Here is a 12964-nt window from a genome sequence, read left to right on the forward strand (position 1 = left end):
CCCTGTATCCCCCTGGGACTGCGCCTGAATTCGCAGTACTTGAAGAGGTACCACAAGATTTCTCCGCACTATGCTGGTACGGCATGAAGTGTGACCATTGTGGGGGTGCAGCGGATTGCCGGGGAATACGGGGAACTTGAGGGACGGCGGAACTCCGGGGCTATTGGTGACCGGACGCTATCGACTGGTCGAAAGCATCGGCCAGGGGGGAATGGGGCGGGTGTGGCGGGCCGCCGACGAAATGCTGGACCGGCAGGTCGCGGTCAAGGAGATGCGCATCGACGGCCTCGACCCGGAGGACACCCGCACCCGCCGCGAGCGCACCCTGCGCGAGGCCAGGGCCACGGCCCGGATCGACCATCCCAACGTCGTACGGGTCTACGACGTCGTGGACGAGGGCGAACGCCTGTGGATCGTCATGGAGTTGGTGGCGGGCCGCTCGCTGGAGCGGATCATGGCGGAGGACGGTCCGGTCGGCCCGCGCGAGGCCGCCCGCATCGGGCTGGGGCTGGTGGCGGCCCTGCGGCAGGTGCACGCGGGAGGCGTTCTGCACCGGGACATCAAACCCGGCAACGTACTCGTCGAGAGCCGCGCGCAGCGCGTCGTGCTCACCGACTTCGGTATCGCCGCGATCCAGGACGCCAAGGCGCTCACCATGGTCGGCATGCTCGTCGGCTCGCCCGACTACATGGCACCCGAGCGGATCTCCGGCCGCCCGCAGGGACCGCCCTCGGACATCTGGTCCCTGGGCGCGACCCTCTGCGCGGCCCTCGGCGGCCGCTCACCGTTCTCCCGCGACACCACCCTGGCCACCCTGCACGCGGTGCTCTACGAGGAGCCCGAACTCCCGCCCGCGGCAGGCCCGTTGAGGGAGGTACTGGCCGCGCTGCTGGAGAAGGAGCCGTCGGTGCGGCCGGGTCTTGAGGAGGTGGAGGAGGTGCTGAGCCCGGTCGCGTTTCCGACGGAGGCCGAGAAACTCGGCTCAGTGGAAACGCGGTTGGTGGAGGAGCCCGAGAGGCCGGTGGAGCCCGAGGCCCATCAGGAGTCACCCACTCCGGCCTTCCTGGAACCTTCGGTGGTCAGGGCGGCACGAGACCCCCGAGTGCACGAACCGGACCCCGAACCCCGACCCCACCCCGATCCCGCCCCGCCCGTCGAGGACCCGATACCGACCCGGCATCCGGCGGTGGCAGGCGTCTCCCTTGTGCGCCCCGAGCGCCCGGTACCACCGCACCCCGCCCGCGGCCCCCGCCCGGACCTCGGCCCCCACCCCGCCCGTCTGCCCGGCCCCGCGCAACCGTTCACTGCCCGCACCCGCCCCCACCGCCGTACCGGACTGATCGCCGCCGCAGCCGTAGCCGCAGTGGGCGCGGCGGTCGCGGCGATCCTCGTGAACGGGAGCGGCTCGTCCGACGACACGGCGACGGGCTCGGCGTCGAAGGCATCGACGGCATCGACGCCGTCGGCCAGCGCCTCGTCGACTCCGACCGAACCCTCCGTTTCCGCCACTCCGTCCCCGTCCCCCTCTCCCACGGTCGAGGGCACCTTCCGCCCCCCGAGCCTGCCCCCGGGCACGCACCAGGAGGCGGGCGGGTTCGCGTGGGCGACGCCCACCGGGTGGCGGCGGGATCTGAAGACGGGGGCCGAGGTCCACTACACGTCCCCGGACGGCAGCCAGGAACTCGTGGGCAAGTCCTCCCTCGCCCGCGGTGACCTGATGCGCACGTGGGAGGACTCGGAGCGGAACGCCCACCAGGGGCAGGACTACCGGAAGATCCGGCTCGCCAGTACGACCTTCCGCGGCTACCCGGCGGTGGTCTGGGAGTACACGTTCACCCTCAAGGGCACCCCCTGGCACGCCCGGCTGCTCGGCTTCGACGCGGACGGGAAGTCGTACCAGATCAACACCTGGTACCGGCCGGACGTGGAGACCCAGGCCCTGAAGACCTACGACAGGGTCAAGAACAGCTTTGTCGTGCTGTGAACGTCACCGGTCGACGGACACCTTGTCCGTGTCGGTGTCCGAGGCGGCGACCGCGACGGGTCGCCCGCCCCGCATCCGCTCCTTGATCACCGAGACCGCCACCACGGCCAGCGCGACCAGCAGCGACAGCAGGACGGTCGTACGGCCGCTGCTCTCGCCCTTGGTGTCGGTGAGCATGTAGCCGAGGACGAACACGATCAGGGCGATCGTCGCCCAGGTCAGATACGGGTACAGCCACATCCGCACGACGAGCTTCTCCGGCGATTCGCGCTCGATGATCCGGCGCATGCGGAGCTGGGACGCGCAGATCACCAGCCACACGAACAGGGCCACCGCACCTGAGGAGTTGACGAGGAAGAGGAAGACGGTGTCCGGGAAGGCGTAGTTGAAGAACACGGCGACGAAGCCGAAGACGACGGAGGCGATGATCGCCGCCATCGGTACACCACGGGAGGTCGTCCGGGCGAACGCGGCCGGCGCGTCGCCGCGTCCGCCGAGCGAGAAGGCCATGCGGGAGGCCGTGTAGAGGCCGGAGTTGAGGCAGGACAGCACCGAGGTCAGCACGATGAAGTTCATGATCTGGCCGGCGTGCGCGATGCCGAGGGAGTCGAGGGCGGCGACGTAGGAGCCCTGTTCCTTGATGGAGGGGTCGTTCCAGGGGAGCAGGCAGACGACGACGAGGATCGAGCCGAGGTAGAAGACGCCGATGCGCCAGATGATGCTGTTGGTCGACTTGGTGACCGCGCGCTGCGGGTCTTCGGACTCACCGGCGGCCAGGGTCGCGATCTCGCTGCCCATGAAGGAGAAGACGACCAGCAGGACACCGGTCAGGATCGCGCCGGGGCCGTTCGGCAGGAAGCCGCCGTGGTCGGTGAGGTTGCCGATGCCCGCCTTGTCGGTGTGGGCGCCGGGCAGTACGCCGAAGACCGCAAGCGCGCCGACGACGATGAACGCGCCGATCGCCACGACCTTGATCCCGGCGAACCAGAACTCGAACTCGCCGTAGGAACCGACCGATACGAGGTTCGTGGCGGTCAGCACCACCATCACGAGGAGCGCCCAGCCCCACTGCGGTACGGCGGGGATCCACCCTTCGAGGATCTTGGCGCCGGCGGTCGCCTCGACGGCGAGCACGACGACCCAGAAGAACCAGTACAGCCAGCCGATCGAGAAGCCGGCCCAGCGGCCGAGCGCGCGGTCGGCGTGCGCGGAGAACGAGCCGGACGTGGGGTTCGCGGCCGACATTTCACCGAGCATGCGCATCACCAGCACCACGAGCGTGCCGACGAGGGCGTAGGAGAGCAGGATGCCGGGCCCCGCGGTGGCGATGCCCGAACTGGACCCGACGAACAGACCGGCGCCGATGACGCCACCGATCGCGATCATCGACAGATGCCGGTTCTTGAGACCTGCCTGGAGGCCGGAACCATCAGTCATGGGGGGAATTCCTTTGCGCCGCTTACAAGATGGTCCAGTGAATCGGAGGCAAAGTGATTAGTGAACCTTTGATTCCTGATCGTTACTTGAGGTTCCCTTGAGGTTCCGAGGTGTTTCCCGGATTTAAACGGGCTGGGCCCCGGAGCTGCTTCCCGGAAACAGCCGTGTCACACTCGTCCCATGCGCGTGTATCTCGGCTCCGACCATGCGGGCTTCGAACTCAAGAACCACCTCGTCGAGTGGCTCAAGGAGGCGGGGCACGAGCCCGTCGACTGCGGGCCCCACATCTTCGACGCACAGGACGACTACCCGCCCTTCTGCCTCCGCGCCGCCGAGCGCGCGGCCGCCGACCCCGAGGCCCTCGGCATCGTGATCGGCGGCTCCGGCAACGGCGAGCAGATCGCGGCGAACAAGGTCAAGGGCGTGCGGGCGGCCCTCGCGTGGAGCGAGGAGACGGCGTCGCTCGGCCGGCAGCACAACAACGCGAACGTCGTGGCGGTCGGCGCGCGGATGCACTCGCGGGACGAGGCGACGAAGTTCGTCGAGGCGTTCGTGTCCACGCCGTTCTCCGAGGACCCGCGGCACATTCGGCGGATCGACATGCTGACCGAGTACGAGACGACGGGGGAGCTGCCGGAGATCCCGGCACACCACCCGAAGCAGTAGGCGGGTCCGGGGCTGAGCCCCGAGGCTTTTCGAGGCCCACCCGTCAAGTGACCGAGACGGGTGGGCGGTGGGAAAGGAACTGCGTCAGTGCCAGAGGGGCACACGATTCATCGGCTTGCGCTGGACTACGGCAGTCGGTTCGGTGGCCGACCCGCACAAGTGACCAGTCCCCAGGGCAAGTTCAGCGACACCGCCGAGCTGCTGAACGGTTCGGAACTCACCCGCACCGAAGCCCACGGCAAGCACCTGTTCCTCGGTTTCCGCGACGCCGACTGGATCCACATCCACCTCGGTCTCTTCGGCAAGGTCAACTTCGGCGACGCCCCCGCGCCCCCGCCCACGGACACCGTCCGCCTGCGCCTCGCCAACGACACGTCGTACGTCGATCTCCGCGGCCCCACCACCTGCGCCCTGATCACGGACACCGAGAAGCGGGCGATACACGACCGCCTCGGCCCCGACCCCCTGCGCCCGCCGGCGGACACCGACCCGGGCGCGGCGTACCGACGCGTCGCCCGCAGCCGTACGACGATCGCGGCCCTGCTCATGGACCAGAAGGTCATCGCCGGTGTCGGCAACGTCTACCGCGCAGAGGTCCTCTTCCGGCACGGCATCGACCCGTACCGCGCGGGCAAGGACATCACCCCCGCCGAGTGGGACGCGATCTGGGCCGACCTGGTCGAGCTGATGCGTGAGGGCGTCCGCAACAACCGCATCGACACCGTCCGCCCCGAACACACCCCCGAGGCGATGGGCCGCCCACCGCGCGTGGACGACCACGGCGGCGAGGTCTATGTCTACCGCCGCGCCAACCTGCCCTGCCACATCTGCGGCAGCGAGATCCGCACCGCCGACCTCGCCGCCCGCAACCTGTTCTGGTGCCCCGAATGCCAGAAGCCGTAAGGCCGTTGCGGCGGTTCTAGAACCCGTGCGGCAGCCAGGGCGCGACCGTCGAGCCGAACGCCAACGACGCCTCCGCCAGCGCGCCCACCCGCAGCTCCCGCACCCGCCCGGCGCCCGCGAGCGAGGCGAGGGAGAACCCGCCGAGATACGCGGCCCCCAACTCCCGTACGGACAGGGCGAGATCGGCCGGCTCCTCGGTCCGCTTGCAGGACGCGCCCTTCGCGTCACCGGTGAGCCGCCAACGCCCCTCGTTCCAGGGGCAGAAGACGTCCTCGACCTCGAACACGACGTCCACCGGCGTCTGGTAGGTCCGCGCCTCCAGCGCGGCCCCCAGGTCCACCAGCCGTACGTGCAGCGAGTCCTGCTGCCGCAGACCGCACCGGCGGATGTCGGAGACGAGATGCTGCCAGGAGTCGTCGACGGGACGGCTGCGCACCTTGAGCCTCGACGTCAGGTCGATGTCGAAGAGGAACCGCCACAGCGCCGCGTACGACGCCGGGTCCAGCGCCTCCAGATCGCGCAGCAGCACCTCGCCCCTGGGGCCGGAGCCGTCCCACTCGGGCTTGACGAAGTACCGTGTGTAGCCCACGACTTCACCCTCGCGCTCGGCGACCACGCACTGCAGCGGTGACGCGCCCTGCCGCTCGCTCGGCGGGTCCAGCAGCGGCTGGTTCTCCCACCCGGGCCGCCGCGCGAGCATCCCCGGCCGCCCGGCCACCTGCCGCGCGTACACCGCCTCGCACTGCTCGCGTACGGAGCCGGGGTCGGCGTAGCGCAGCCGTACGTCGTCCGTGCCCGGCGGCACCGTCAGCCGTACCCGGGCGGTGTCGATCTCGGCGCTCCCGCGCAGCGTGGCGATGCCGTACCCGAACCGGCCGTAGATCGCGGGCTCGGAGGCCGTCAGTACGGCGAGCGGCTCGCCCCAGGACCGTACGTCGTCCAACTGCCGCCGCATCATGGACGTCAGGAGGCCGCGGCGCCGGTGGGTGGCGGCCACGCTGACCATCGTGATGCCCGCGGCCGGCACGGAGGCCCCGCCCGGCACGGTGACCCGGAAACCGAACGCGCCCGCGGTCCCCACGCACGCGTCACCGTCCCAGATGCCGAGGGAGCGGTCGACCTCGGTGAGCCCGTCCCACAGGTCACGCTCCTCGGGCGACTCCGGAGTCCCGCCGAACGCGGTGATCAGGGCGTCGTACCAGGTGTTCCACTCGTCCCGCCGCAGTACCCGCAGCTCGGTCCGGTCGGCCCGCGTGTCTGTCGCATCAGTCCCCATGGACCATGCCTATCAGCGCTTTGCGGGACGAGCCAGGGAATTTCCGCCGGGTGGCCTCACAGGGGCCTCTGGTGAAGTTCACTGTGAAGTTGAACCTCGCAGGGGGGACAAGTGGGACCTCCCGTGCCAAGCGGCTGGTCGGATGGATAGGGTCCCGAACTAATGGCAGCAGGACGAGAGCGGCGCGCGGAGGCCGACACGTTCATGGCCCGGTTGAGGAAGCTGGTTCACCGGGTCCGCACCGGCCTGCGCAGAAGTGCCGTCGACTACTTCCGCGGGGACGGCTCGGACTGGGTCGCGCTGGCCGGACTGCTGATCACGATCCCGGTGATCGCGGTCATGACCCTCGCCAACGCGGTGTGGTTCTCACCGGTCGCGCTGGTCCTGCCGATCGTCGCGGGCGGTCTGCTGCTGCGGCCCGCGAGCCTACTGGGCCTGTACGCGGCGGCGGCCAGCGCCCTGATCGTGGAGTCGGTGAAGCTCGGCCCGTACACCGAGGGCCCGGCGCGGGTGACCCCGGGCGTGGTGCTCGTGGTGGCCGCGTGCGGCTTCTTCGGGCTGCTGATCGCGCAGTTCCGCAGCCGGGTCGGCGTGCCCTGGCGGCGCGGCGGCACCATGCTCTTCGACCTGCGCGAACGCATCCGGGTGCAGAGCAAGCTCCCGCAACTGCCCCAGGGCTGGCACCGGGAGATGGCGCTGCGGCCCGCGGGCGGCCAGTCGTTCTCCGGGGACTTCGTGGTCGCGGCCCGCACGAACGGTGGTCGGACCATGGAGGTCGTCCTCACCGACGTCTCCGGCAAGGGAATGGACGCCGGCTCCCGCGCACTCCTGCTGTCGGGCGCCTTCGGCGGCCTGCTCGGCTCCCTGCCCCCGCACGCCTTCCTGCCCGCCGCCAACGGCTATCTCCTCCGCCAGGACTGGGACGAGGGCTTCGCCACCTCCATCCACCTCGTCCTGGACCTCGACTCCGGCGACTACGAACTCTTCTCCGCCGGCCACCCGCCGGGCCTCCAGCTCAGCGCGGGCAGCGGCCGCTGGGAGGAGAAGGCGGCGGAAGGGCCACTGCTGGGGGTCTACGACGGCGCCCAGTTCGACCCGGTGAAGGGCTCGCTGCGGCCCGGAGACGTGCTGATGCTGTTCACGGACGGCTTGGTGGAGACCTCCGACCGGGACATCGTCGAGGGCATCGACCGCCTCACCGGCGAGGCCGACCGCTATGTCGCCGGCGGCTTCCACGGCGCCGCCTGGCACCTCATCGAGGCGGTTGCCAAGGACGTCAACGACGACCGCGCCCTGCTCCTGGTCTGCCGGGAGGGCCCTACGGCGTCGGCCTCGGCCTCGGCACAGGGACTGTCCCGGTGAGCGAGCCGCTGAGCCTTGCCGAGGTGGAGGCCGTCGCCCGCGCCGCGCACGAGGGCCAGACCGACAAGGCGGGGCGGCCCTACGCCGAGCACCTGAGGGCCGTGGCCGAGGGTGTGCGGGCGCGGGGCGGGGACGCCGAACAGATCGCGGCGGCCTGGCTGCACGACTCCGTGGAGGACGACGCGCTCACCGAGCGATGGCTGGACGGGGCCGCGCTGACCCGTCGTACGAAGGACATCGTGCTGGCGGTCACCAAGCGGGCGGGGGAGACCCCGGAGACGTACGCCGGGCGCGTGCTCGCGACCCCCGGCGCGCTCCTGGTGAAGGAAGCGGACCTGGCACACAACGCGGACCCGGCCCGCCTCGCCGTCCTCGACGAGGCGACCCGGACCCGGCTGACCGAGAAGTACGCACGGATGCGCGCACTTCTCGGCCTCGGCGTCTTTGACTAGGCGCTGACCTTCTCGCGCACGACCGGTCGCCCGTGCCGCTCCAACTGCGCCCGGTCGCGGGCCAGTTCGGCCGCGTCGCGCCGGAACGCCCACTCCATGCGCGGCTCGACCGCGAAGCGGAAGACCCGCCTCACGGGCGGCGTGCACAGCAGCGTGACGGCGGTGACCGCGAGGGCGCTCACCAGGAGCACGCCGTAGGGCCGGTGCAGCCAGGTGTGGTGGAACAGGCCCGCGTAACCGGCGCCCTTGATCAGGAAGCCGTGCAGCAGATAGCCGTACAGCGTGCCCGCGCCGAGCGCCGTGAACCACGTCTTCCGGCTCGGCACCCAGGAGTAGAAGCCTGCCGTCAGCAGCAGCGAGCAGGCGAACATCAGGAGCATCATCACCGGCCCCGCCCACCAGGGCGCGCCGAACTCCTGTGCGGAGTCGTGGTGGTAGAACCAGCCGGCGTTCATCCGCGGCACGGCCCAGTAGCCGACGGCCGGCGCAGCGACGAACACAGGCACGGACAGAACCCGCACCGCGCGCCGGCGCACCCACTGGAAGTGCTCGGGCCTCAGGACCAGACCGAGCACGAAGTACGGCAGGAACTGCGCCAGCCGCTGCAGGTCGAAGTCGTCGGTCATGTCCGGGGTGCAGGAGGCGAGCATGGCGATGCCGAGCGCGAACGGCAGCGGGTGGCGGACCAGTTTCCAGATCGGGGTGGTCAGCCGCCAGATGAACAACGCGCAGAGGAACCAGGTGAGATACAGCGGGTCGAGGAGGGTGATCTTCTGGTGCGGGTCGTCGTTGGCGTACCGGCTGAAGAGCGAGTAGGCGATCTCGAAGACGACGTACGGCACCGCGACACCGGTGATGAGCCGCTTCAGGCGGTCGGGACGGAGGTCGAAACTCCGGGAGAAGTAGCCGGAGATGATGATGAAGGCCGGCATGTGGAAGCTGTACACGACCATGTACAGGCCCTGGAGCACTCTGTTGTCGCCCTTGAGGGGCTCCCAGGAGTGGCCGACGGCGACCAGCAGGATCGCCAGGTACTTCGCGTTGTCGAAGAACGCGTCGCGGTTTCTGGGCTGTTCGTTCTGTTCGTTCTTTTTGCTCTGTTCGTTCTGGCCGGAGGGCATGGCAGCGTGGAACATCTGAGGCACCCTAGCGTTGCCTGTGGGAATCGTTGAAACCATCGGATGCGCGTCCGAAAAGTTTCCCAGATGTCATGATTCATACCGAACAAAAGGCGCAAACAATCATGCTGGGAACGCCTGTTCGTGTGCTGCTGTCAATTATTCGAACTGCCTGCGAACGTTTCCCTTCCGAACCTTTGCGACCAACGATGCGTCACCCGCCGCATAGGTGGGCCGGGTTGGTGGCACGATGGTTCTGGCGGGGGTGCGCGCGGTGGCGTCCCCGGGCCGGGAGAGCGGACCGACCGAGGGTGTGATCAGTTGTGGCCATTTCACTGTCTGTGGTGCTGCTGTTGGCGATCATCCTGGTGGTGTTGATCCGAGGGGGATCGATCAAGGCGGGCCCCGCCATAGTCGCCATCCTCTTCGGCTTCTTCCTCGCCTCGACCGGCATGGCACCGTCCATCAACCGGTTCCTGAACTCGATAGCGGAGACGATCAACTCGATCAGTTTCTGATGGCGGGACGATTCACCGGGATGAAGTTGCCGGAGAACGGCAGAGTTCACCGAGCGGTTGCTGCCGGGGAGCACCCGGGCCGCGGCGACGGCCCGGTGGGTACGGTCGCCTGAACCGTCTTCGGTGGTCGGTGCCGGGATGCGGATCGTGATGAGCGGTCCGAGGCGAGTACGGGGTGACGATGGTCTACCTTGCGATGACTGCGCCGGCGCTCGTGTCCGTCGTGGCGGCCGCGGTGACCGTGCTGGTGCGCCGCGATCGGCGCAGGATGGCTGCCGGTCCGGAAGCGCGGCGAATCGAGGCGGCGGCCACGAGAGACTTTCGTGACGCGCGAAGACAGGCTCATGGGTATGAGCATTTCAGCGATGCCAGTGGCGGCATCAGTGCCCTGCGGGATCGTGACTCCCGCTGGCGCGATGGGCACATGAGGGACGCGGCAGGTCGATCGGAGCTCCCGGAAACGACCAGAGCCAGGTGGAGGACTCGACCTCCGACCTGGCCCTGAACCATGTGGAGCGGGCGACGGGAATCGAACCCGCGTAGCTAGTTTGGAAGACTAGTGCTCTACCATTGAGCTACGCCCGCACATGACGCGCCGCAGGTCAGACGACCGCGGCACAGAGAACATCGTAGCGGGTCGGGCAGCTTCGGCGCACACCCCATTCCCCACATCCCCGGCGCCCGTGAAATGCGGCGGCCCCACTGCCTGCGGCCATGTACCCTACGTGTCGCACCAGACGGGGTGTGGCGCAGCTTGGTAGCGCGTCCGCTTTGGGAGCGGAAGGCCGTGGGTTCAAATCCCGCCACCCCGACCACCTGCCGGACCTCCGGGACCGGTACCACACCAGTACCTCGCGCGATCGCCTTTTGGGGCGTCCAGCCGCTGCGGCTACTATGCAAGCTGCGCGCCCGTGTGTCTCTCACACTCTGAAGTCCTCCGGGCGACCAGAAACCGCCGGACCTGTCTGGGTCCGCACCCCAAGAAGTCAGCCCCCAAGGAGACCGAACCGTGAAGAGCGCCGTGGAGACCCTGAACCCGACCCGGGTTCGGCTCAGCATCGAGGTGCCCTTCGAGGAGCTCAAGGACAGCCTCGACGCGGCGTACAAGAAGATCAACCAGCAGGTCACGGTGAAGGGCTTCCGGAAGGGCAAGATCCCGGCGCGCGTCATCGACCAGCGGTTCGGCCGCGGTGCGGTGCTGGAGGAGGCGGTCAACGACGCGCTCCCGAAGTTCTACACCGAGGCGGTCAACGAGGCGGAGCTCAACCCGCTCGGCCAGCCCGAGGTCGACATCACGGAGCTGAAGGACGGCGAGACGCTGAACTTCACCGCCGAGGTCGACATCCGCCCGACCATCGAGATCCCGGACTACTCGGGCATCGAGGTCGAGGTCGACGCCGTCGAGGTCAGCGAAGAGGACATCGACAAGTCCGTCGAGCAGCTCCGCGAGCGCTTCGCCTCGACCTCCCCGGTCGAGCGCGCCGCCGCCGAGGGTGACGTCGTCACCCTCGACCTGGAGGCCAAGGTCGACGGCGAGGTCCTGGAGGACGGGGTCGCCGAGGGCGTCTCCTACACCATCGGTTCCGGCGAGCTCCTCGACGGCATCGACGAGGCCGTGACGGGCCTGGAGGCCGGTGGCGAGGCCACCTTCGCCTCCGAGCTCAAGGGCGGCTCCGCGGCCGGCCGCGAGGCCCAGGTCACCGTCAAGGTGAGCCAGGTCGCCGCCCGCGAACTCCCCGCGCTGGACGACGAGTTCGCTCAGCTCGCCTCCGAGTTCGACACCCTGGAGGAGCTGCGCGCCGACAGCCGCAAGCGCCTTGAGAACATGAAGCAGTACGACCAGGCCACGCAGGCCCAGGAGCGCGTCCTCGACAAGCTGCTGGAGCTCGTCGAGGTGCCCGTCCCCGAGAAGCTCCTCGAGGACGAGATCAACACCCGCAAGCACAACCTGGAGCACCACCAGCTCGGCCAGATGGGCCTCGACCTGGAGAAGTACCTGGAGATCCAGGGCAAGACGGCCGAGGAGTTCGACGCCGAGACCAAGGAAGCCGCGGTCAAGGGCATCAAGACGCAGTTCGTCCTCGACGAGCTCGTCAACAAGGAGAAGCTGAACGTCAACCAGGAGGAGCTCACCGAGCACCTCATGCGGCGCGCCGCCTCCTCCGGCATGTCCCCCGACCAGTTCGCCCAGGCGGTCGTCGAGGGCGGCCAGGTTCCGCTCCTGGTCGGCGAGGTGGCCCGCGGCAAGGCCCTGGCCGTCGTGGTCGAGGCCGCCACCGTGAAGGACACCAACGGCGAGGTCGTCGACCTGGAAGACGAGGACGAGGACGAGGCCGCCGTCGAGACGGTCGAGACCGTCGAGGCCGCCGCCGAGGAGCCCGCCGAGGCGTAAGCAGGCACACAGGGGCCCCGGGGACATCTGCCCCCGGGGCCCCTGCCCTTACCCGGGGTCTCACCAGCGCGGTACATGCGCTGACAGCGAACAGTTCCCTTTGCGGGATTCCCCGGAGGGACCCGCGCGTTAGGGTCCATGAATAGGAGGGCAGGGGAGTCCCCGTTGCCCCCGGCAGTACACGTGAGACGGCCCGGCGCCGTCGTAAAGACGAGCAGGTGGATACGTGACGAATCTGATGCCTACAGCCGCCGGCGAGCCCTCTTTCGGTGGCCTCGGCGACCAGGTCTACAACCGACTGCTCGGTGAGCGGATCATCTTCCTCGGCCAGGCGGTCGACGACGACATCGCGAACAAGATCACCGCACAGCTCCTGCTCCTTGCCTCCGACCCGGACAAGGACATCTTTCTCTACATCAACAGCCCCGGCGGCTCGATCACTGCCGGCATGGCGATCTACGACACCATGCAGTACATCAAGAACGACGTGGTGACCATCGCCATGGGCATGGCGGCCTCGATGGGCCAGTTCCTGCTCAGCGCCGGCACTCCCGGCAAGCGGTTCGCGCTGCCGAACGCCGAGATCCTGATCCACCAGCCCTCGGCCGGCCTCGCCGGTTCCGCCTCGGACATCAAGATCCACGCCGAGCGGCTGCTGCACACCAAGAAGCGGATGGCGGAGCTGACCGCCTTCCACACGGGCCAGACCGTGGAGCAGGTCACGCGCGACTCGGACCGCGACCGCTGGTTCGACCCGATCGAGGCCAAGGAGTACGGCCTCATCGACGACATCATGCCTACGGCCGCAGGTATGCCGGGCGGCGGCGGCACCGGGGCCTGAGGCCCCGCCACAGCC

11 protein-coding genes and 2 tRNA genes are annotated in these 12964 nt (G+C 69.0%); 9 read left to right on the forward strand and 4 right to left on the reverse strand.

Annotation, left to right across the window (positions count from 1 at the left end):
• The first annotated feature begins 163 nt into the window (after window positions 1–163).
• On the forward strand, window positions 164–1984 hold the full coding sequence (locus AB0I51_RS01345) for a protein kinase (protein ID WP_362971109.1): 1821 nt from the start codon (window positions 164–166) through the stop codon (window positions 1982–1984).
• A 3-nt stretch (window positions 1985–1987) separates the two neighbouring features.
• Here the strand turns inward: AB0I51_RS01345 and AB0I51_RS01350 are convergent, their stop codons facing one another.
• Complete coding sequence (locus AB0I51_RS01350) at window positions 1988–3421, reverse strand: amino acid permease (protein ID WP_362970187.1); 1434 nt, start codon at window positions 3419–3421, stop codon at window positions 1988–1990.
• A 180-nt stretch (window positions 3422–3601) separates the two neighbouring features.
• Between AB0I51_RS01350 and AB0I51_RS01355 the strand changes: the two genes are divergently transcribed.
• Window positions 3602–4087 (forward strand): ribose-5-phosphate isomerase, encoded by a 486-nt coding sequence (locus tag AB0I51_RS01355; protein WP_362970189.1) that lies wholly within the window; start codon window positions 3602–3604, stop codon window positions 4085–4087.
• An 87-nt stretch (window positions 4088–4174) separates the two neighbouring features.
• Entirely contained in the window at window positions 4175–4990 is an 816-nt protein-coding gene (locus tag AB0I51_RS01360; RefSeq protein ID WP_362970191.1) for a DNA-formamidopyrimidine glycosylase family protein, read from the forward strand.
• Window positions 4991–5006: 16 nt separating this feature from the next.
• Here the strand turns inward: AB0I51_RS01360 and AB0I51_RS01365 are convergent, their stop codons facing one another.
• The gene (locus AB0I51_RS01365; protein WP_362970193.1) at window positions 5007–6266 is read right to left on the reverse strand and encodes a GNAT family N-acetyltransferase; all 1260 of its coding nucleotides are present in this window, start codon (window positions 6264–6266) and stop codon (window positions 5007–5009) included.
• A 162-nt stretch (window positions 6267–6428) separates the two neighbouring features.
• On the opposite strand from AB0I51_RS01365, the gene AB0I51_RS01370 reads away from it, so the two are divergent.
• Both AB0I51_RS01370 and AB0I51_RS01375 read left to right on the forward strand, forming a co-directional pair.
• Window positions 6429–7628 (forward strand): PP2C family protein-serine/threonine phosphatase, encoded by a 1200-nt coding sequence (locus AB0I51_RS01370; protein WP_362970195.1) that lies wholly within the window; start codon window positions 6429–6431, stop codon window positions 7626–7628.
• Window positions 7625–8080: an HD domain-containing protein gene (locus tag AB0I51_RS01375; RefSeq protein WP_362970197.1), complete on the forward strand. Its 456-nt coding sequence runs from the start codon at window positions 7625–7627 to the stop codon at window positions 8078–8080. Before AB0I51_RS01370 ends, AB0I51_RS01375 begins: the two co-directional genes overlap by 4 nt.
• Here AB0I51_RS01375 and AB0I51_RS01380 read toward each other — a convergent pair.
• Window positions 8077–9216, reverse strand: coding sequence for an acyltransferase family protein (locus tag AB0I51_RS01380; RefSeq protein ID WP_362970199.1), 1140 nt, complete (start codon window positions 9214–9216; stop codon window positions 8077–8079). The two genes, AB0I51_RS01375 and AB0I51_RS01380, sit on opposite strands and share 4 nt — an antisense overlap.
• 305 nt (window positions 9217–9521) lie before the next feature.
• Here AB0I51_RS01380 and AB0I51_RS01385 point away from each other — a divergent pair, with 305 nt between their 5' ends.
• Window positions 9522–9716, forward strand: a complete 195-nt coding sequence (locus AB0I51_RS01385; protein ID WP_026178055.1) for a hypothetical protein — start codon at window positions 9522–9524, stop codon at window positions 9714–9716.
• A gap of 511 nt (window positions 9717–10227) precedes the next feature.
• Here AB0I51_RS01385 and AB0I51_RS01390 read toward each other — a convergent pair.
• Window positions 10228–10301: transfer RNA gene (locus AB0I51_RS01390), tRNA-Gly, on the reverse strand.
• Window positions 10302–10454: 153 nt separating this feature from the next.
• Here AB0I51_RS01390 and AB0I51_RS01395 point away from each other — a divergent pair.
• The 3 genes from AB0I51_RS01395 (at window position 10455) to AB0I51_RS01405 (ending at window position 12949) form a co-directional block, all read left to right on the forward strand.
• Window positions 10455–10531 (forward strand) — tRNA-Pro (locus tag AB0I51_RS01395).
• A 194-nt stretch (window positions 10532–10725) separates the two neighbouring features.
• Window positions 10726–12108, forward strand: a complete 1383-nt coding sequence (gene tig, locus AB0I51_RS01400) for a trigger factor (protein ID WP_362970201.1) — start codon at window positions 10726–10728, stop codon at window positions 12106–12108.
• A 238-nt stretch (window positions 12109–12346) separates the two neighbouring features.
• The gene (locus AB0I51_RS01405) at window positions 12347–12949 is read left to right on the forward strand and encodes an ATP-dependent Clp protease proteolytic subunit (RefSeq protein WP_362971111.1); all 603 of its coding nucleotides are present in this window, start codon (window positions 12347–12349) and stop codon (window positions 12947–12949) included.
• The last annotated feature ends 15 nt before the right edge of the window (window positions 12950–12964 follow it).

Origin of the sequence: Streptomyces sp. NPDC050549 (genome assembly GCF_040655035.1) — a bacterium.
Classification (GTDB): Bacteria; Actinomycetota; Actinomycetes; order Streptomycetales; family Streptomycetaceae; genus Streptomyces.

What these genes read in the sequence shown, in the direction of transcription:
- AB0I51_RS01350 (WP_362970187.1), bottom strand. Translation starts at nt 3,421, where the DNA reads ATGACTGATGGTTCCGGCCTCCAGGCAGGTCTCAAGAACCGGCATCTG.
- AB0I51_RS01355 (WP_362970189.1), top strand. Translation starts at nt 3,602, where the DNA reads ATGCGCGTGTATCTCGGCTCCGACCATGCGGGCTTCGAACTCAAGAAC.
- AB0I51_RS01365 (WP_362970193.1), bottom strand. Translation starts at nt 6,266, where the DNA reads ATGGGGACTGATGCGACAGACACGCGGGCCGACCGGACCGAGCTGCGG.
- AB0I51_RS01370 (WP_362970195.1), top strand. Translation starts at nt 6,429, where the DNA reads ATGGCAGCAGGACGAGAGCGGCGCGCGGAGGCCGACACGTTCATGGCC.
- AB0I51_RS01380 (WP_362970199.1), bottom strand. Translation starts at nt 9,216, where the DNA reads ATGTTCCACGCTGCCATGCCCTCCGGCCAGAACGAACAGAGCAAAAAG.
- AB0I51_RS01405 (WP_362971111.1), top strand. Translation starts at nt 12,347, where the DNA reads ATGCCTACAGCCGCCGGCGAGCCCTCTTTCGGTGGCCTCGGCGACCAG.